Here is a 16,864-nt window from a genome sequence, read left to right as displayed (position 1 = left end):
AGGCATTACTGTTGTTACTAGCGGTAACCCGCAGTGTGTTACTCGTCAGTAGGAGATGTCAACTCCCCTGAGAACGAATTCGCCGTGGAGATCGGGTGTTACGTTGCGCGAGCGCCACAGATTCACAAGGGTGGGGAGCACGACCATGGAAAGCACCGAGCACAGCGGCCGCCAGCAGACGGCGACCGAGCGCAGACGGCGGGAGTTGCTGGAGGCCGCCGAGCGCATTGTGCTGCGCGACGGCCCGGACGCATCGATGAACGCCATCGCCGCCGAGGCCGGCATCACCAAGCCGATCCTCTATCGGCACTTCGGCGACAAGGGCGGTCTGTACCGCGCACTCGCCGTACGGCACACCGATGCCTTGCTGGCCAATCTGGCGACCGCGCTGGACGCGCCCGTCCTGCGCCGGGACCGCGTCGAGGCCACTCTCGACGCCTACCTGCTCGCGATCGAGGCCCGGCCGCAGGTGTACCGCTTCCTGATGCACCCGTCGGACGGGGACAACGCATCGGAGTCCGGCTTCGATGTCGGGCGGCACTCCGCACCGCTGCTGCGGCGGCTCGGCGAGGAGCTGGCCAAGGTGATCACCGACCGGCTCGACCTGGGACCGGGCGGCGAGCTGACGGCACGCGTATGGGGCCACGGCATCGTCGGCATGATGCACGGCGCAGGCGACTGGTGGCTGCGCGAACGCCCTTGTTCACGTGAGCAGTTGGTCACCCAGCTGGCCGATCTGCTCTGGGGGCAGCTGGCCGCGGTCGAGGACCGCGAGGGCGGGCCCGGCTTCTGAGCGCCGGAGGGTGAGACGACGGGCGGCGCCCGGCCGTTCAGCGGCCGGGCGCCGCCGTCGCGGCCCACGGGGCCCTGGCCGCCGCGCGCAGCGCCCGGCGGCGGCGCAGCCCGGTGAGGTGGTCGAGGTACAGCCCGCCGTCGAGGTGGTCGCACTCGTGCTGGAGGCAGCGGGCGAAGAAGCCGGTGCCGGTCACGGTCCTGGGCTCGCCGGTGACGTCGAACCCGGTCACGACGGTGTGGTCGTGGCGCGGGGTGCCGGCCTCGATGCCGGGGAGCGAGAGACAGCCCTCGGGCCCGCGGAAGACCGGGCCGTCGGCCTCGACGAGCCGCGGGTTGACGAGATGCCCGAGATGGCGGCGGTCCTCGTCGTCGGGGCAGTCGTAGACGAAGACCCGCAGCGGGACGCCGATCTGATTGGCGGCGAGGCCCACACCGTGCGCGGCGTACATCGTCGCGTACATGTCCTCGACCAGCCGGGCCAGCTCGCCGTCGAAGGCGGTGACCTCCCGGCAGGGCTCGGTCAGGGCCGGATCGCCGAGCAGGCGGAGCGGGCGGACCCGGCCGGAAGTGCCGGGGATCGTGCGGGGAGGCATGGGGGTAAGGGTACGGTCCGGCACGCCCGGGATGTCGCCGGACGGGTGGCGGGGTTCGGGCCCGGCGCCGGATCTCGATAGGCTGATCCCCGACCGAAGCCTCGGCCGGTCATCGGCTGCGGAGGAAGCGTTCCACCGGCAGCCTCAGGGCAGGCGGGCGCCGGATGCAAGGAGGATCAAGGACGATGGCAGGCAACACGGAGCCGCTGTCGCCGCGGGCCAAGCTGGCCGTGACGGCGGGCAAGGCCGCGGCGGCGGTGTCGCGCGCGGCGGGCCGCGGCAGCGGATCGGTGATCGGTGGCCGGGTGGCGCTCAAGCTCGACCCCGACCTGCTGGCGCGGCTGGCACGGCACTTGGACGTCATCCTGGTGTCGGCGACCAACGGCAAGACGACCACGACGCGACTGATCGCGGAGGCCCTGCGGGCCAGTGGTCCGGTGGTCTCCAACGCGCTCGGCGCCAACATGCCGGCGGGCATCACCTCCGCGCTGGCCGGTGGATCGGACGCCAAGTACGGCGTCATCGAGGTGGACGAGAAGTACCTCGCCGGCGTGGCACGCGATGTGACGCCGAAGGCCATAGCGCTGCTGAACCTCTCGCGCGACCAGCTCGACCGCGCCGCGGAGACCCGGATGCTGGCCGAGCACTGGCGTGAGGGCCTGGCCGGTTCCAAGGCCCTGATCATCGCCAACGCGGACGACCCGCTGATCGTGTGGGCGGCCTCGTCGTCCGCGAATGTGGTGTGGGTCGCAGCCGGGCAGGAGTGGAAGGACGACGCCTGGTCCTGCCCCTCGTGCGGTGGTGTGATGCAGCGGCCGAGCGACGACTGGTTCTGCGGCGAGTGCGGCTTCCGCCGCCCGACGCCGAGCTGGGCGCTCTCCGGCGACCATGTGCTCGACCCGCACGGCAGCGCCTGGCCGATCAAGCTGCAGCTGCCGGGGCGCGCCAACAAGGCGAACGCCACCACGTCCGCCGCGGTCGCCGCCGCCTTCGGGGTGCCGCCGCAGGTGGCCCTGGAGCGGATGTTCTCGGTGCAGGCGGTGGCCGGCCGCTATGACGTGGTCACGTTCATGGAGCGGGAGCTGCGGCTGCTGCTGGCGAAGAACCCGGCCGGCTGGCTGGAGACGTTCTCGCTGATCGACCCGCCGCCGACCCCGGTGATCATGTCGGTGAACGCCCGCGGCGCGGACGGCACGGACACCTCCTGGCTGTGGGACGTCGACTACACCCGGCTGGCCGGGCACCCGCTCTTCGTGCTCGGCGACCGCAAGCTGGACCTGGCGGTGCGCCTGGAGGTCGCGGGCCTGGACTTCCATGTGTGCGAGAGCCTCGACGAGGCGGTGGGGATGGCGCCGCCCGGACGGATCGAGGTCATCGCCAACTACACGGCCTTCCAGGACCTGCGCCGGCGCGTGGGCAACTGAATGCGGTCCACCGACGTGAGGGACAAGGACGAGCGAGCATGAGTGACAACAGCCTGCGCCTGGTGTGGATCTACCCGGACCTGCTGAGCACGTACGGCGACCAGGGCAACGCCCTGGTGGTGGAGCGGCGGGCGCGCCAGCGCGGCCTGGACGTCCAGCGCCTGGACGTACGGTCCGACCAGCAGATTCCCACCTCCGGCGACATCTATCTGATCGGCGGCGGCGAGGACCGGCCGCAGCGGCTGGCCTCCGAGCGGCTGATCCGCGACGGCGGGCTGAGCCGCGCGGTCTCCAACGGCGCGATCGTCTTCTCGGTCTGCGCCGGGTACCAGATCCTGGGTCATGAGTTCATCAATGACCTCGGCGAGCGGCAGGAGGGCCTGGGGCTGCTGGACGTGGTCAGCACCCGCGGCGAGGCCGAGCGCTGTGTCGGCGACGTACTCGCCGATATCGACCCGCAGTTGGGGCTGCCGCCGCTGACCGGCTTCGAGAACCACCAGGGCGTCACGCACCTGGGCAAGACCGCCCGGCCGTTCGCCAAGGTGCGGTTCGGCAAGGGCAACGGCGTCGGTGACGGCTACGAGGGCGCATGGAACGACACCGTCTTCGGTACGTACATGCACGGGCCGGTGATGGCGCGCAATCCGCATATCGCCGATCTGCTGATCAAGCTGGCGCTGGATGTCAATGCGCTGCCTCCGGTCGAGGACCGCTGGTACGAGGCGTTGCGCCAGGAGCGGATCGCCGCGGCGACCCAGCCTGCTTGATACCGCTTCCTCCCGGTTCGGGTGGTTCGCCGATATATCACACCTGCCGGAATTCACCCCTTTTCGTACGCCCGCAGTCCCGCACTGCGGGCGTACGTGTGCCCGGCGGCCCCGCGCTTGTAGGGTGAGCGGAATCCAACCGGACGACGGGGTCCGGGCCCCCGGTTGAGTTGCAGAGGGTTTTTCGAGCAATGCGTATTGGTGTACTCACCTCCGGCGGCGACTGCCCCGGCCTCAACGCCGTCATCCGCTCCGTCGTCCACCGCGCCACCGCCGATCACGGCGATGAGGTGATCGGCTTCCGTGACGGCTGGAAGGGCCTGCTGGAGGGCGATTACCGCAAGCTCGACCTCGACGCCGTCGGCGGCATCCTGGCGCGCGGCGGCACCATCCTGGGGTCCTCGCGGGTACAGCCCGCCCATCTGCGGGACGGCGTGGAGCGGGCCCGCGGCCACGTCGCCGAGCTGGGCCTGGACGCGATCATCCCGATCGGCGGCGAGGGCACGCTGAAGGCGGCGCGGCTGCTGTCGGACGCCGGGCTGCCGATCGTCGGCGTACCGAAGACCATCGACAACGACATCGCCGTCACGGATGTCACGTTCGGCTTCGACACCGCGGTGGGCGTGGCCACCGAGGCGCTGGACCGGCTCAAGACCACCGCCGAGTCGCACCAGCGGGTGATGATCGTCGAGGTGATGGGGCGGCACACCGGCTGGATCGCGCTGCACTCGGGGATGGCGGCCGGTGCGCACGCCATCGTCGTGCCGGAGCGGCCCTTCGACATCGACGAGCTGACCGCACGGGTCGCCGAGCGGTTCGAGGCCGGCAAGAAGTTCGCGATCGTGGTCGTCGCCGAGGGCGCCAAGCCGCGCGAGGGCACCATGTCCTTCGACATCGGCGGCAAGGACGTGTACGGCCACGAGCGGTTCGCCGGTGTCGCCCGGCAGCTCTCCGTGGAACTGGAGGACCGCCTCGGCAAGGAGGCCCGTCCGGTGATCCTCGGGCACGTCCAGCGCGGCGGCACTCCGACCGCGTACGACCGGGTGCTCGCGACCCGCTTCGGCTGGCACGCCGTCGAGGCCGCGCACCGCGGCGACTTCGGGATGATGACGGCGCTGCGCGGCACCGACATCACACTGGTGCCGCTGGCCGAGGCCGTGGAGACGCTCAAGACGGTGCCCGCGGAGCGCTACGACGAGGCCGAGTGCGTGCTGTGACTCTGCTGACCTCAGCGCGATAGTTTCGTACTGCACGAACCGCCCCCGGCCACTGCACCGCTATGCGGCCCTGCCGCATGGCCCGGCCGGGGGCGGTTCTAGTCTTGTCGCCGGAGCATTGGTACGAATCAGGAGCGAGCGGATGGATCACAGCGGGCACGGCATGGACGGCATGAACATGGATCTGCCGCCGTTCACGCTGGCGCGGGGCCTGGAGTTCGGTGGTGATCCGTTCTTTCTCGTCGGCTGTCTGCTGGGACTCGGCCTGTACGGCTGGGCGGTGATCCGGCTACGGCGGCGGGGTGACGCCTGGCCGGTGGGCAGGACCGTCGCCTGGGCCCTGGGCGTGGTGACGGTGGCGCTGGTGATGTGCACCAAGCTCAACGACTACGGCATGGCGATGTTCAGTGTGCACATGGTCCAGCACATGGTCATCAGCATGCTCTCGCCGATCCTGCTGCTGCTCGGGGCGCCGGTGACGCTGGCACTGCGCGCGCTGCCGACCGCCGGGCGCGGCCGCAAGGGACCGCGCGAGCTGCTGGTGGCACTGCTGCAGAGCCGCTACCTGCGGATCATCACGCACCCGGCGTTCACCATCCCGCTGTTCATCGCGAGCCTCTACGCGCTCTACTTCACGCCGCTGTTCGACTTCCTGATGGAGTCCCGGGCCGGGCACATCGGGATGATGGTGCACTTCCTCGCGGTCGGCATGGTGTTCTTCTGGCCGATCATGGGCGTCGACCCGGGACCGCACCGGCCGGGCCATGTGATGCGGATCCTGGAGCTGTTCGCGGGCATGCCGTTCCACGCCTTCTTCGGTATCGCCCTGATGATGGCCAGCGAGCCGATGGTCGACACCTTCCTGCACCCGCCGTCCTCACTGGGGATCGAAGCGCTGTCCGACCAGTCGGCGGCCGGCGGTATCGCCTGGGCCTTCAGCGAGATCCCCTCCGTGGTGGTGCTGATCGCCCTGGTCTTCCAGTGGCGCAAGTCCGAGGAGCGTCAGTCGCAGCGCGCGGACCGGGCCGCCGACCGCAACGGCGACAAGGATCTGGCCGACTACAACGCCTACCTCGCCTCGCTCCACGCACGGAGCCGATGACGAGCGGTCACCGCTCTGGCGGTACGGGCCGCGGCCGGGGACGATGGTCCCATGGCCGCGGCCCGTGGCATGGCGTACCGGGCCGCATGAGGAGGCTGCGGGTATGCCCGGATCTGCTAGGACGATGGCCGTGTGCACGGTGGGCGGGCTGGTGGTGGCGACCGCCTACACCGTGGCAATGGGCGCCAATGGCTGGCTCTGGTTCTCCTGGGTGGTGCTGGCTCTGGTGACGATCGGCATGGTGGCGGCGCGGCCGGTCTGATCAGCGCGGCCGGTCTGATCAGCGCGGCCGGTCTGATCAGCGCGGCCGGTCTGATCGGCGTGTTGGCAGCGCGGCCGGTCCGAGGCGGTCGGCGCGGCGGGAGGAGGGGCGGGCGCACCGCCTCGGCGGCGTCAGAAGCGGAACAACGGCCCGGTCGCGGAGTCCATGGTGCAGGCGTTGGGGAACACCTTGTGCCAGTTCACCTGGATGCCGTGCCAGGTGCCGACCGCAGAGGCGGTCATCGGGTCGTACTCCCTGGTGCAGGCCTGCGGGTGGCCGGGCAGTGCGTCCAGGTTCCCGCGCGCCCAGGTCAGCGCGTCGCAGGCGGCGACCGCGTGCGGATGTCTGCCGTGGATGTCCGGGCAGCTGAGCCGCACCCCCCGGCTCCAGGTGTTGCCGGCCCCGGACACCGTCAGCAAGAGACCCTGATCGGCGGCCGGCGGCTCGTCGGCCTGGGCCGGGCCGGCGGAGAGCGTGCCGAGCAGGGCGGCGGACAGGGCGGCGAGCGCGGAGACGCTCCCGGTCAAGGTGGCATGGATGGATCGGCGTCGAGGGCTCACGGGCATCGGTGTCTCCTGGGAAGCTCGTTGAGGATCGCCTGCGGGAGCCTGACGGCGACGCGTGGCGCCCGGCGGCCCTGGGGGCCTGTCTTCAAAGTCCCGTCTGCCTCGCGGTGCCTGGCACGCACTCCCCCACGCCTGAACGGCGCGGGGGGGACCCCCATCCGCATTGTCGGATCGTCCCGGTACACCCAGTGCCGGGACGACCCTCCGCCTTGCGATCGCGCTCGGCATCCACCGGCCCACATGAGGAGCCGAGACGGGGCGAGCGCAGCGAGTGCAGTGCACCAGGCACCGCGAGGCCCGCCCTACGGGCGAGCGACGGGACGTTGAAGACAGGCCCCCAGGCCACCTCGCCGGGTCCCGGCGGGCAAGCGGCCACGCCGCGAGGTCGCCCGTACGGACCTTCGATTGCCGCCCTGGAGACAGATTGCCGCCCTGGAGACAAGGGTGGCCGGCAGCGGAGGAGGCGTCTCCGCTGCCGGCCACCCGGACCGGGATTACCCCACGCGCTCGATACGGGCGTTGCGGATCAGGAACTTCCCCTCCTCGCGCACCTGCTCGAAGGCCGCGTTGTTGAGCAGGGCGCAGCTGCCCGAGGTCGACGTCACCGAAACCGTCGTCGACTTGTTGTTGTCCAGGTTGGTCACCTTCAGCTTGGTCCCGGTGGGGAACTGGTTGCTGGATGCCGCCGGGGCCCCGCCCTCGCCGGAGAGGGTCACCGTCGAGCCGGCGCAGACCACATCGCCGCCGGCGGCCGGCGGGTCGTCCGAGGCCGGCGGGGCCGCAGAAGCGGAGGCGTCGCCGGAGGCGGACGGGTCCGCTGACCCCTGCGGTGCCTCCGAGGCGGGCGGGGCGCTGGAGGCGGGCGGCTCGTTGCCCGTCGGCGGAGCGCCCGCGGCGTCATCCCCGCCCTGCCCACCGGAGCAGCCGGCGGCTTTCTGCTTGACCTGGATCTCCTTGATCACGGCCTGGCGGTTGGCGATCCGTGCCGCGGACTGGGCGTCCGGATGCGCCTGCTGGTCGGCGATGAACTTCTCGTTGTTGCGCAGGGCGGTGGCCAGTCCGTCGCACGCCACGGATGCCTGGCTGGTGCCCGCGGTGGCGATGGCGAGGCCGCCGACCAGCGCGGCGGCGCTCACGCAGATGACGATCTTCTGACGCTTGCCGACTCTCTTCTTCCGGGACATCTCTGACTCCTGTCCTCGGCCTGGAACGTGGGTTCAGGCTCGGTCTCCGGGCAATACGGCGAGTCAACCCGTCCGAATTCAAGGCGAGTTGAAAGTTGTCCGCGGATGCCAAAGCGGCCGGCGGAAGGAAACGAGGGGATACGAGGATGTCCCGGTGCGCGTGCCGCATGCGATCCGCGGCTGCTGACCGGCGTCCTCTTCGGACAGCTCGGCGCCATGGAAGAACCCAGGCGTTTCTACGAAGAACTCCCCCGGAGCGAGGAGTTCACCGCGACCGTCGGCTGAGCCGGGCCCCCGCTGTCAGCACCTGCCCGGCCTGCTCGGGTGGAAGGGCTTCCTCGATGAACGAGACGGCCCGGCGCAGCTGTTGACCGCTCTGATAGGGGAAGTCGGTGCCGAGCAGCAGCCGGTCCGCGCCGTAGGAGTCGGCTGCGGCGCGCACGGCCGGGACATGGCCGTGCGCGACGGTGTCGTACCACATCCGGCGGGCCGCCTCGGTGGGCTTCTCCACGACCTCCGGTGCCTCCCAGGGGAGGTGGTCGTCGGCGCGGGGCAGCAGCATCGGCAGGGCGCCGCCGAGATGGGAGTGAATGATCCGCAGACGGGGAAAACGGCGCGGAATTCCCTCCAGGATGAGGTGCATCGCGCAGATGGTGTCCTCCGTCGGCGCGCCGACCATCCAGCGCATCCGGTGTGCGGCGATCAAGGGTGATCCGGCGTCATGGCCCGAGGGGTGCAGGGACAGGACGCCGCCACGCCGGTCGAGTTCCTCGAAGAGCGGGGTGAAGGCCGGGTCGCCGAGGCTGCGGCCCAGGACATCGGTGGTGACGCCGACGCCCGCCATGCCGAGTTCGCCGAGCGCGCGGGCCAGTTCCTCCAGGGACGCGTCCAGGTGAGGCAGCGGGAGCGCGGCGAAGGCGGAGAACCGAGTGGGCCAGTCGCGGACCAGGCCGGCGTAGTGGTCATTGGCGTGCCGGGCGGCCGTGACCGCCTGGCCGGCGTCCGCGAAGTACGGGCCCTGGGGCGACACGGACAGGATCTGGTGGTCGATCCCGGCCGCGTCGTTCATGGCGAACCGGGCGTCCAGCTCCCGGGCGCTGTCCCCGGCCCCCAGGCCCCGGTGCGCGGCGGCGTCCCGGCGTCCGTAGGACTCCAGGAGCCGGAGGTAGGCCTCGCTCCACAGGTGAGCGTGCACATCGGTCCGCATCCCCTTCAGCTTCCCGCCGGGGCCCTGGCGTGTCCACCGGGGCCGTACGGGGCAACAGCCTGGGGTACGCCATCACCCGCCGTCCGCAGTGGACCTCTTCGCCGACGGGGGGACGAGGTGCCTGAGCTGACGAAAGGGGGAGCTGTCCTGTGCTCTACCAGGTGCTGAAGTACCTGCTGCTCGGGCCGTTGCTGCGGCTGGTGTTCCGGCCGAGGATCGAGGGGCTCGCTCATGTGCCGGAGGAAGGCGCGGCGATCATCGCGGGCAATCATCTGTCGTTCGCCGATCACTTCGTGATGCCGGCGATCGTCCCGCGCCGGGTGACGTTTCTGGCCAAGGCCGAGTACTTCACCGGGCCGGGTCTGAAGGGGCGGCTGACCGCGGCTTTCTTCCGGGGTGTCGGGCAGATTCCGGTGGACCGGTCCGGGGGCCGTGCCTCACAGGCGGCGGTCTCTTCGGGGCTCGCCGTCCTGCGCAAGGGCCGGCTGCTGGGCATCTATCCGGAAGGCACCCGCTCGCACGACGGCCGGCTCTACAAGGGCCGGACCGGCGTCGCCTCGATGGCCATCAAGGCCGGGGTGCCGGTGGTGCCGTGCGCGATGATCGGCACCTTCGAGGCACAGCCGACGGGCCGGCGGCTGCCGCGCATCATGCGGATCACCATCCGCTTCGGCGCGCCGCTGGACTTCTCGCGCTATGCCGGGCTGGAGGACGAACGCATGGCGCTGCGTGCCGTCACCGACGAGATCATGTACGCGATCCTCACCCTGTCCGGTCAGGAGTACGTCGACACCTATGCGGGCGAGGCCAAGGCCGCGGCGCAGGCACAGGCGCGGGCGCACGGACGGCGCGGGCACGGCAAGGAGCCCGCGGACTGAGCGGCCGGCCGGCCTTCTCCCCCGGCGATCTCCTTGTGCCGTGGGCGAACTGCACTGCCACGGCCGGCTGACGGTCCATAGGGTCCGGCCATGACCTCAGGCAGCGCAGTGGTGATCGGGGCGAGCGGACAGATCGGGCGGGCGGCGGTACGGGCCCTGGCGCGGGACGGCTGGGAGGTGCGGGCCGCATCCCGGCGCGGCGGGCGCGATGACTCCTGGCCCGAGGACGTCCGCGCGGTGGCGGTGGACCGGGAGGACGATGCGGCGCTGGCCGCCCTGATCGGCGAGGGCTGTGACGTGCTGCTGGACTGTGTGGCGTACGGGGCGGCGCACGCACAGCAGTTGACCGCGTTGGCGGACCGGATCGGTTCGGCGGTGGTGATTTCCAGCGGCGCGGTGTACGCGGACGGCCGAGGACGCAGTTTCGCCACCATGGGCGAGCCGGACGGCGCCCCGGCCTATCCGGTGCCGCTCCCGGAGTCCCAGCCGACCGTGCCTCCCGGTGACGAGAACTACAGCACCCGCAAGGTCGCCCTGGAGCAGGCGTTGCTGGCGCAGGGCGACCGGCTGCCGGTGACCCTGCTGCGGGCCGGCGCCATTCACGGGCCGTACAGTCCCCTGCCCCGTGAGCTGTACTTCGTCAAGCGGGTGCTGGACGGGCGCCGGGTGCGGGTGCTCGCCTACGGCGGCAGCCGCTTCCATCCCGTGCATGTGGACAACCTCGCGGAGCTGGTCCGGCTGGCGGCTCGCCGGCCGGGCTCACGGGTGCTCAACACGGGAGATCCGCAGGCGCCGACGGTCGCCGGGATCTCGGCGGCGGTGGATGCCGTGATGGGTGCGCCCCGGAGCGAGATCGTGGCGATGGACGGCGCCCCGCTGTCGTCCGGTGTCGGCGATACCCCGTGGTCGGGCCCGCACCCCATCGTCTACGACATGGCGGCGGCGGAGCGCGAGTTGGGCTACCACGCGGTGACAACGTACGAGGAGTCGCTGCCGGAGACGGTGCAATGGCTGACCGACCGGATCAAGGGGCGCGACTGGTGGGAGGTGTTCCCGGTGATGGCCGGCATCTACCCGGACGAGAAGCTGTTCGGATATGCGGCCGAGGACCGCTGGCTGGCAGGGCGGGGCCGGCAGGGCTGAGGACAGCGGCGGACAGGCGGCGGACGGCAGGCGGCAGCGGACGGCGGACGGCGGACGGCGGACGGCGGACGGCGAAATCCGATCGCGGGGCGGGCCGCCTGCCCGTACCTTGATCGCCATGAAGAAGCGGATACGGGGGCGCCGACGATGAGCGCCCGGCTGCGCGGCATGGCACAGGAAACGGAACGGATCGTCGCGGCGGGTGCGTACCGCGCACCGAGCGGACGGCGGGTGGAGATCGCGGCGGCGGTCGGACGGGCCCGGGCCGGGACCCGGCTGTACGGACCGCAGCCGGTTCCCGTGGAGGCGCCGTCCCCGGGAGTGCGCACGGTGTTCGAAGTGACGGCGGAGGGCAGCCTGACCGCCGGGCGGCGGCTGGCCGAAACGGGCGAGGGGCCGCTCGCCGTGCTGAATTTCGCCTCCGCGCGCAATCCCGGCGGCGGGTATCTCAACGGTGCGCAGGCCCAGGAGGAGGCGCTGTGCCGGGGGTCGGCGCTCTACACCTGTGTGCGTGCGGCCCCGGACTTCTACGCCGCTCACCGGGCGGATCCGAGCCCGTTCTACAGCGACCGGGTGATCCTCTCCCCCGGTGTACCGGTCTTCCGCGACGACCGTGGCACCTTGCTCGATGCGCCGTACGAGGCGGGCTTTCTGACGGCCGCCGCGCCGAACGCGGGGGTGATCGCGCGGCAGCGGCCGGCCGAGACGGGCCGGGTGGCGGCGGCACTGGCGGTGCGTGCGGAGCGGGTGCTGGAAGTCGCGGCGGCCGGCGGGCACCGTCAGCTGGTGCTCGGCGCCTGGGGCTGCGGAGTGTTCCGCAATGAACCGGCCGAGGTGGCACGGGCATTCGCGGCCGCGCTGCTGGTCGGCGGCCGGTTCACCGGCTGGTTCGACCGCATTGTGTTCGCCGTGCTGGACCGCCGGGAGGACTCCCCCACCAGGGCCGCCTTCTCCGCGGTGTTTCCGGCGTAAGCGGTGACGGGGGGTGAGGGGCAAGCCGGGCCGAGAGGTCCGAGCGCCCTCGCGGGCCGGCGACGAAAGGGGCGGCCGGGAGGATTCCCGGCCGCCCCTGGTGCCGTCATGTCATGCCGTCATGTCATGCCGTCGTGCCATGCCGGCGTGCCATGCCGGCGCGTTTCCCGCGGTTACCAGGGAGCGCCCGGAAGGTCGGAGGCGCCCTTGGCGGCGGCCTTCGCCTTCGCCGTGCTCGGCTGGGGCGTGGCGTGCGGAGCGCAGGTCACGTCCTTGGCGTCGGTCTTCCCTTCCAGGAAGTACGCGTCGACCCGGTCGTTGATGCAGGCGTTGACCTGACCGGTGACACCGTGCGATCCGGCGTCCCGCTCGGTGATCAGACGCGAGCCCTTGAAACGGTGGTGCAGCTCGACCGCGCCGCCGTACGGCGTGGCCGCATCACGGGTGCTCTGCACGATCAGGACACTCGGTAGACCCTTGCCGGTCCGGACCTCGACCGGTCGCTGCTGCTTGACCGGCCAGGTGGCGCAGGGCAGGTTCATCCAGGCGTTGGACCAGGTCATGAACGGTGCCTGCTGGTGGATGCGAGTGTTGTCGCGGTCCCACTTCTGCCAGCTGGTGGGCCACTTGGTGTCATTGCACTCGACGGCCGTGTAGACGGCATTGCCGTTCTCCGCCGAGATGTTGCCCCCGAGATCCAGGAGGTTCGGACCGGCGTTCTCCACCAGCGGCTTGGTGTCACCGGAGAGGTACGCGCTCCAGACCTCGGCGACCGAGGCCCACATGGAGTCGTAGTACGGCGCGTTCTGGAAAAAGCCGGTCAGTTCGGCGGGGCCGACGACACCGCTGATGGGGTTCTTCTTGGCGGTCGCACGCAGCTTCTCCCACGCCGCCTGAACCTTCTCGGGGGTGGCACCGATGTGGTACGTGGCGTCGTTCTTGGCGACCCACTTCTTCCAGTCGCCCCAACGGGTCTCGAAGGCGACGTCCTGGTCGAGGTTGGCCTGGTACCAGATGTTCTCGCGGGCCGGGTCGACGACGCTGTCGACGAGCATCCGGCGCACGTGATTCGGGAAGAGCGTTCCGTAGACGGCGCCCAGGTAGGTGCCGTAGGAAACACCCAGGTAGTTGAGTTTCCTCTCCCCGAGCCCGGCACGGATCACATCGAGGTCGCGGACGGTGTTCTTGGTCGTCATGTACGGCAGCAGACCGCCGCTGCGCTCGGCGCACCCGTCGGCGTACTCCTTGGCGAGCTTGCGCTGGGCGAGCTTGTCGGCCTCGCTGCCCGGCACCGGGTCGGCCTTGGGCGCCTTGACGAACTCCTGCGGGTTCATGCAGGAGATCGGCGCGGAGTGGCCCACGCCCCGGGGGTCGAAGCCGACAAAGTCGTACGCCTTGGCGGTCTTGGCCCACAGGGCGTTCTTGGTGGTGATGCGGGCCGGGAACCTCATGCCCGAACCGCCGGGGCCGCCAGGGTTGTAGACGAGGGCGCCCTGACGTTCCTTCTTGCTGCCGGTGCTGACGGCCCGGTCCACCGCGATCTTGATCGTACGGCCGTTGGGCCGTGCGTAGTCGACCGGGACGGTGACATAGCCGCACTGGATGGGCGATTTGAGGCCCCAATCAGCGGGGCAGTCCTGCCAGTTGATGCCCTTCTTGGCCGCGCGCGCTGCGGCGATCGCCACACCGCGCGCTTCGGCAGAACCGCGCTGGTGCTTGTCGCCCGCACTGGCGGGCGTGGCGGCTATCGCTCCGGCGAGGAGCGCGCCGGTCACCAGGGTGCCTGCGGCGCCGAGCGCTGCTGTTCTTCTCACGTGGCTGATTCCCCCTGCGAGGTATGCGCTTGTGGCGGGATGGTTCACAGACTTACGGAGGGATCCTGACGTGTGGCCTCCCTCCTGAACAGGCCTGACCCACACTTCTTTACCAACCTGTAGGTTTTTTTCGCCGGCGTCGGAGGCGGCCCGTGGGCGTGCGGACGTCCGCTCGGCCGGGGAGAGCGGCGGGTGCTTCGCCGGCGCCCGGTGGCGCGGACGCAGGACCGGCCGAGCTGCCGGCGAACGGCCGGAGATCGCAGCGGAACCTCACCATTCCGGCCAACGCCTTCGGTCGGCGGTGCAGGATCCTGCGGCACCCCCGCCCACCCGTGGGACCCTCAACAGGGCTGCGACAAGGGGACGTTGACGAGGCAACAGGGCAGCTCATTGCCGGATGAGGCCACTCGGCGCAGAGCTCACCGCCAGGGGTGACCTGCTGGAGTACGGTGCGGCGCAATGGCTCCCGGAGGGGCGCGCAGGGGCGAGAATACGTCAATTGCCGTAGACCTGCCCATCGGGCATGTGCCAGCCGCACACCTTCAGTAACCTTCCGTGAAGGCTCTCCCACTCACCGCCACAAGGGAGGGCTTCGGCGTTTTCACGCCGTGTACGGGGCCGTCGCGAAGGAGAGCCGAAGTGCCGGGTATCGATCAGGTGTTGTCCCAAGCAATGGGGATCCCCGGCGTTCGATGCGCCGGACTGATCGACTGGACCAGTGGTCTGACCCTCGGCACGGCCGGGCAGGCACCGCACGACGATCACGACGCAGCCGCCGCGGACACCGCCGAGGTGGTGCAGACCGTCGCGCGCAACGCCACCTTCGACACCACCGGCGCCTCCGGCCCGGACCTCGAAGACCTCATCATCACGGCTGCGGGCAGCTACCACCTCATCCGTTTTGTGCACACGGCCTTCGACAGCCAGACCTATCTCTACCTCTGGCTGGACCGCACGCAGGCCAATCTCGCCGTCGCCCGGCTCCGACTGCGCGATCTGGCGGCGGAGCTGGTCGCGTCCTGACGGCGCGCTCCGCCACACCGCACGAACGGTAAGGGAACAGCCATGGGCCTGCCCATATCTCCGCACCCGCCCGCCCCGGCCGGGCTGCTCGACCGGTGCGCCGCCGAACGCGTCACCGGCACCCTCAGCGGCCCGCACGGCTGCCTCTACCTTCTCGACGGTGCGGTCTACTGCATCGAGAGCACCACCGCCCCCGGGCTCGGCCTGCGCCTCACCGCATCCGGCAAACTGCCGCCGGAGAGCTGGCAGTACGCCGCCGAAACGGCCGGGCCGCAGCAGGACGGCGGCCACTTCCTGGTCAGCGAGGGGTGGCTGTCCCAGGGGGAACTGGAGATATGCCACCTCGCCGCGCTGCTCGACGCCGCGTTCTTCGCCCTGCCGCTGGCACCCGAGACCACCTCCTTCACCCCCGGTGCCGGGCACTGGCTGGGTGTCATACGCCCCGTCAGCGCCCGCGCCCTCCAGCAGGCGACGGCCCGCCGCCGGCTACTGCTCGACCGGCTGCGCCCCTGGGCGGCGGTCGACTCCTCACCCGTCGTTCCCGTCCGCCCGCGCATCCCGGCCCCCACCACGGGCCGTCAACGGCGGCTGCTCGACCACGCCGACGGCCGGCACACACCCCATGAACTGGCCCGGGCACTGGGCCAGTCCGCGTTCGGGACGCTGCTCGACATCCGACGCCTCGCCGCCGTCGGTCTCGTCCACATCCCCCGGGCGCCCACCCCGCTCCCCCGGCGGCGGCCCGGCGCCAGCCTGAACGCCCCCGCCCCCGCCCCCGTCGCCGCGGGAAGCCCCGCCGCGACCTGGCAACTACCGGCACCGGATGTCCTCGATACCGCCGATCCGGATATTGCCCTCCTTGTCCGACTGCGTACGGCGTTGGAGGAAAACCTGTGAGCCCTTGCGCACGAAGACCGTGCACCCCATGAGGCGCGTCATCAGAAGGCACGCCGTGAAAAGGAGACTGATGACGATAGAACCCCGGATACGGGAGGAATTGCATACGCTGCGCGACCAAGTACGCCATTTCCAGGGCGGGATGGTGGCGAGCGTGGACGGCATGGTGATCGCCCATGATCTGCCGGATATCGAGCCGGACGGTCTCGCCGCCCTCACCGCCGCGGCGATCGGCGTCGCCAAACGACTCACCGACGCGACCGGACAGGGCGCCTTCGAGGAATCCCTGACGCGCGGCGCCGACGGATATATCGCGGCCTATTCGGCCGGACGGCGGGCGGTCCTTACCGCCGTGGCAAGCCCGGACACCAACGTGGGGCGGCTCCATCTGCAGGCCAGAAGGGCCGCGGAGCGGATCGGCGCCCTGGTGGACGCGCCGCCCCGCCGATAGGACCCCCGCCCGAGACCCGCACCCGCACCCGCACCCGCACCCGCACCCGCACCCGCACGAACGCAGAACCCGGAAGCCCGGAAACCCACCAACCCACGAACCACCAACCCGCGAACCCGCGAACCCGCGAACCCGCGAACCCGCGAACCCGGCAAAATCATCCAGGCATCGAAAGGTCTGAACCCCTCATGGCTCAACTGGAAACCGCTCTCGCCGACGCCATGTCGACCATCGAGGGCGCGGTCGGCGTCGCCCTGGTCGACTACACCAGCGGTATGGCCCTGGCCACCCTGGGCGACAAGCAGGCTCTGGACCTGAATGTCGCGGCCGCCGGCAACACCGATGTCGTACGCGCCAAGATGCGCACCATGGAGATGCTGGAACTCCAGGGCGCCATCGAGGACATGCTCATCACCCTGACCGCGCAGTACCACATCATCCGCCCGGTGACGGGAAAGAGCGGCAGCGGCCTTTTCCTCTATCTGGTGCTGGACCGCAAGCGCGCCAACCTTGCGCTGGCACGCCTCCGCCTCGCCCGGCTGGAGGCCGATCTGGAGGTGTGAGGCGGC

Annotated in this window: 19 protein-coding genes; 14 read left to right on the top strand and 5 right to left on the bottom strand. The window is 70.8% G+C overall.

Annotated features, from left to right (window positions below; translation table 11 throughout):
- The first annotated feature begins 145 nt into the window (after positions 1–145).
- Positions 146–793, top strand: a complete 648-nt coding sequence (locus tag ACF088_RS07215) for a TetR family transcriptional regulator (RefSeq protein ID WP_129297914.1) — start codon at positions 146–148, stop codon at positions 791–793.
- A 37-nt stretch (positions 794–830) separates the two neighbouring features.
- Here ACF088_RS07215 and def read toward each other — a convergent pair whose 3' ends face one another.
- The gene (gene def / locus ACF088_RS07210) at positions 831–1,388 is read right to left on the bottom strand and encodes a peptide deformylase (protein WP_392374394.1); all 558 of its coding nucleotides are present in this window, start codon (positions 1,386–1,388) and stop codon (positions 831–833) included.
- 185 nt (positions 1,389–1,573) lie between these two features.
- Here def and ACF088_RS07205 point away from each other — a divergent pair, with 185 nt between their 5' ends.
- The 5 genes from ACF088_RS07205 to ACF088_RS07185 all read left to right on the top strand — a co-directional run bounded on the left by ACF088_RS07205 (position 1,574) and on the right by ACF088_RS07185 (position 6,160).
- A complete protein-coding gene (locus ACF088_RS07205) occupies positions 1,574–2,812 on the top strand; it encodes a MurT ligase domain-containing protein (protein ID WP_392374393.1) in 1,239 nt (412 codons plus the stop codon).
- A 38-nt stretch (positions 2,813–2,850) separates the two neighbouring features.
- A complete protein-coding gene (locus ACF088_RS07200) occupies positions 2,851–3,579 on the top strand; it encodes a type 1 glutamine amidotransferase (RefSeq protein ID WP_086716724.1) in 729 nt (242 codons plus the stop codon).
- A 191-nt stretch (positions 3,580–3,770) separates the two neighbouring features.
- The gene (locus ACF088_RS07195) at positions 3,771–4,796 is read left to right on the top strand and encodes a 6-phosphofructokinase (RefSeq protein ID WP_392374392.1); all 1,026 of its coding nucleotides are present in this window, start codon (positions 3,771–3,773) and stop codon (positions 4,794–4,796) included.
- A gap of 142 nt (positions 4,797–4,938) precedes the next feature.
- Positions 4,939–5,898 (top strand): cytochrome c oxidase assembly protein, encoded by a 960-nt coding sequence (locus ACF088_RS07190; RefSeq protein ID WP_392374391.1) that lies wholly within the window; start codon positions 4,939–4,941, stop codon positions 5,896–5,898.
- 103 nt (positions 5,899–6,001) lie between these two features.
- Positions 6,002–6,160: a hypothetical protein gene (locus tag ACF088_RS07185; RefSeq protein WP_392374390.1), complete on the top strand. Its 159-nt coding sequence runs from the start codon at positions 6,002–6,004 to the stop codon at positions 6,158–6,160.
- A 131-nt stretch (positions 6,161–6,291) separates the two neighbouring features.
- On the opposite strand, the gene ACF088_RS07180 is transcribed toward ACF088_RS07185, so the two are convergent.
- Together ACF088_RS07180 and ACF088_RS07175 are read right to left on the bottom strand one after the other, a co-directional pair.
- Positions 6,292–6,726, bottom strand: a complete 435-nt coding sequence (locus ACF088_RS07180) for an SSI family serine proteinase inhibitor (RefSeq protein WP_392374389.1) — start codon at positions 6,724–6,726, stop codon at positions 6,292–6,294.
- A 494-nt stretch (positions 6,727–7,220) separates the two neighbouring features.
- On the bottom strand, positions 7,221–7,910 hold the full coding sequence (locus tag ACF088_RS07175; RefSeq protein ID WP_392374388.1) for a hypothetical protein: 690 nt from the start codon (positions 7,908–7,910) through the stop codon (positions 7,221–7,223).
- A 105-nt stretch (positions 7,911–8,015) separates the two neighbouring features.
- On the opposite strand from ACF088_RS07175, the gene ACF088_RS07170 reads away from it, so the two are divergent.
- The gene (locus tag ACF088_RS07170; RefSeq protein WP_392374387.1) at positions 8,016–8,195 is read left to right on the top strand and encodes a hypothetical protein; all 180 of its coding nucleotides are present in this window, start codon (positions 8,016–8,018) and stop codon (positions 8,193–8,195) included.
- Here ACF088_RS07170 and ACF088_RS07165 read toward each other — a convergent pair.
- Positions 8,176–9,117 carry an amidohydrolase family protein gene (locus ACF088_RS07165; RefSeq protein ID WP_392374386.1) on the bottom strand — a complete coding sequence of 314 codons (942 nt, stop codon included), beginning with the start codon at positions 9,115–9,117 and terminating at the stop codon, positions 8,176–8,178. The two genes, ACF088_RS07170 and ACF088_RS07165, sit on opposite strands and share 20 nt — an antisense overlap.
- A 149-nt stretch (positions 9,118–9,266) precedes the next feature.
- Here ACF088_RS07165 and ACF088_RS07160 point away from each other — a divergent pair, with 149 nt between their 5' ends.
- The 3 genes from ACF088_RS07160 to ACF088_RS07150 all read left to right on the top strand — a co-directional run bounded on the left by ACF088_RS07160 (position 9,267) and on the right by ACF088_RS07150 (position 12,110).
- Entirely contained in the window at positions 9,267–9,995 is a 729-nt protein-coding gene (locus ACF088_RS07160) for a lysophospholipid acyltransferase family protein (protein ID WP_392374385.1), read from the top strand.
- Between the two features lie 90 nt (positions 9,996–10,085).
- The gene (locus ACF088_RS07155) at positions 10,086–11,138 is read left to right on the top strand and encodes an NAD-dependent epimerase/dehydratase family protein (RefSeq protein ID WP_392374384.1); all 1,053 of its coding nucleotides are present in this window, start codon (positions 10,086–10,088) and stop codon (positions 11,136–11,138) included.
- 147 nt (positions 11,139–11,285) lie between these two features.
- Positions 11,286–12,110, top strand: coding sequence for a TIGR02452 family protein (locus ACF088_RS07150; protein WP_392374383.1), 825 nt, complete (start codon positions 11,286–11,288; stop codon positions 12,108–12,110).
- 173 nt (positions 12,111–12,283) lie between these two features.
- On the opposite strand, the gene ACF088_RS07145 is transcribed toward ACF088_RS07150, so the two are convergent.
- Complete coding sequence (locus ACF088_RS07145) at positions 12,284–13,924, bottom strand: alpha/beta hydrolase (protein WP_392374382.1); 1,641 nt, start codon at positions 13,922–13,924, stop codon at positions 12,284–12,286.
- Positions 13,925–14,563: 639 nt separating this feature from the next.
- On the opposite strand from ACF088_RS07145, the gene ACF088_RS07140 reads away from it, so the two are divergent.
- From ACF088_RS07140 to ACF088_RS07125, 4 genes are all read left to right on the top strand, one after another.
- Complete coding sequence (locus tag ACF088_RS07140; RefSeq protein ID WP_392374381.1) at positions 14,564–14,947, top strand: hypothetical protein; 384 nt, start codon at positions 14,564–14,566, stop codon at positions 14,945–14,947.
- Between the two features lie 42 nt (positions 14,948–14,989).
- Entirely contained in the window at positions 14,990–15,844 is an 855-nt protein-coding gene (locus ACF088_RS07135) for a hypothetical protein (protein WP_392374380.1), read from the top strand.
- A 70-nt stretch (positions 15,845–15,914) separates the two neighbouring features.
- The gene (locus ACF088_RS07130) at positions 15,915–16,295 is read left to right on the top strand and encodes a roadblock/LC7 domain-containing protein (protein ID WP_328381773.1); all 381 of its coding nucleotides are present in this window, start codon (positions 15,915–15,917) and stop codon (positions 16,293–16,295) included.
- Positions 16,296–16,483: 188 nt separating this feature from the next.
- Entirely contained in the window at positions 16,484–16,858 is a 375-nt protein-coding gene (locus tag ACF088_RS07125; RefSeq protein WP_392374379.1) for a hypothetical protein, read from the top strand.
- Positions 16,859–16,864: the final 6 nt, after the last annotated feature.

Source organism: Streptomyces sp. NPDC015125, from assembly GCF_043080045.1.
GTDB lineage: Bacteria > Actinomycetota > Actinomycetes > Streptomycetales > Streptomycetaceae > Streptomyces.
This window is presented reverse-complemented; position numbering and strand designations above follow the sequence as displayed.

Excerpts from the sequence above, each read along its gene's own strand:
- ACF088_RS07215 (WP_129297914.1), top strand. The coding sequence starts at position 146 with ATGGAAAGCACCGAGCACAGCGGCCGCCAGCAGACGGCGACCGAGCGC.
- def (WP_392374394.1), bottom strand. The coding sequence starts at position 1,388 with ATGCCTCCCCGCACGATCCCCGGCACTTCCGGCCGGGTCCGCCCGCTC.
- ACF088_RS07205 (WP_392374393.1), top strand. The coding sequence starts at position 1,574 with ATGGCAGGCAACACGGAGCCGCTGTCGCCGCGGGCCAAGCTGGCCGTG.
- ACF088_RS07200 (WP_086716724.1), top strand. The coding sequence starts at position 2,851 with ATGAGTGACAACAGCCTGCGCCTGGTGTGGATCTACCCGGACCTGCTG.
- ACF088_RS07195 (WP_392374392.1), top strand. The coding sequence starts at position 3,771 with ATGCGTATTGGTGTACTCACCTCCGGCGGCGACTGCCCCGGCCTCAAC.
- ACF088_RS07190 (WP_392374391.1), top strand. The coding sequence starts at position 4,939 with ATGGATCACAGCGGGCACGGCATGGACGGCATGAACATGGATCTGCCG.
- ACF088_RS07185 (WP_392374390.1), top strand. The coding sequence starts at position 6,002 with ATGCCCGGATCTGCTAGGACGATGGCCGTGTGCACGGTGGGCGGGCTG.
- ACF088_RS07180 (WP_392374389.1), bottom strand. The coding sequence starts at position 6,726 with ATGCCCGTGAGCCCTCGACGCCGATCCATCCATGCCACCTTGACCGGG.
- ACF088_RS07175 (WP_392374388.1), bottom strand. The coding sequence starts at position 7,910 with ATGTCCCGGAAGAAGAGAGTCGGCAAGCGTCAGAAGATCGTCATCTGC.
- ACF088_RS07170 (WP_392374387.1), top strand. The coding sequence starts at position 8,016 with ATGCCAAAGCGGCCGGCGGAAGGAAACGAGGGGATACGAGGATGTCCC.
- ACF088_RS07165 (WP_392374386.1), bottom strand. The coding sequence starts at position 9,117 with ATGCGGACCGATGTGCACGCTCACCTGTGGAGCGAGGCCTACCTCCGG.
- ACF088_RS07155 (WP_392374384.1), top strand. The coding sequence starts at position 10,086 with ATGACCTCAGGCAGCGCAGTGGTGATCGGGGCGAGCGGACAGATCGGG.
- ACF088_RS07150 (WP_392374383.1), top strand. The coding sequence starts at position 11,286 with ATGAGCGCCCGGCTGCGCGGCATGGCACAGGAAACGGAACGGATCGTC.
- ACF088_RS07135 (WP_392374380.1), top strand. The coding sequence starts at position 14,990 with ATGGGCCTGCCCATATCTCCGCACCCGCCCGCCCCGGCCGGGCTGCTC.
- ACF088_RS07130 (WP_328381773.1), top strand. The coding sequence starts at position 15,915 with ATGACGATAGAACCCCGGATACGGGAGGAATTGCATACGCTGCGCGAC.
- ACF088_RS07125 (WP_392374379.1), top strand. The coding sequence starts at position 16,484 with ATGGCTCAACTGGAAACCGCTCTCGCCGACGCCATGTCGACCATCGAG.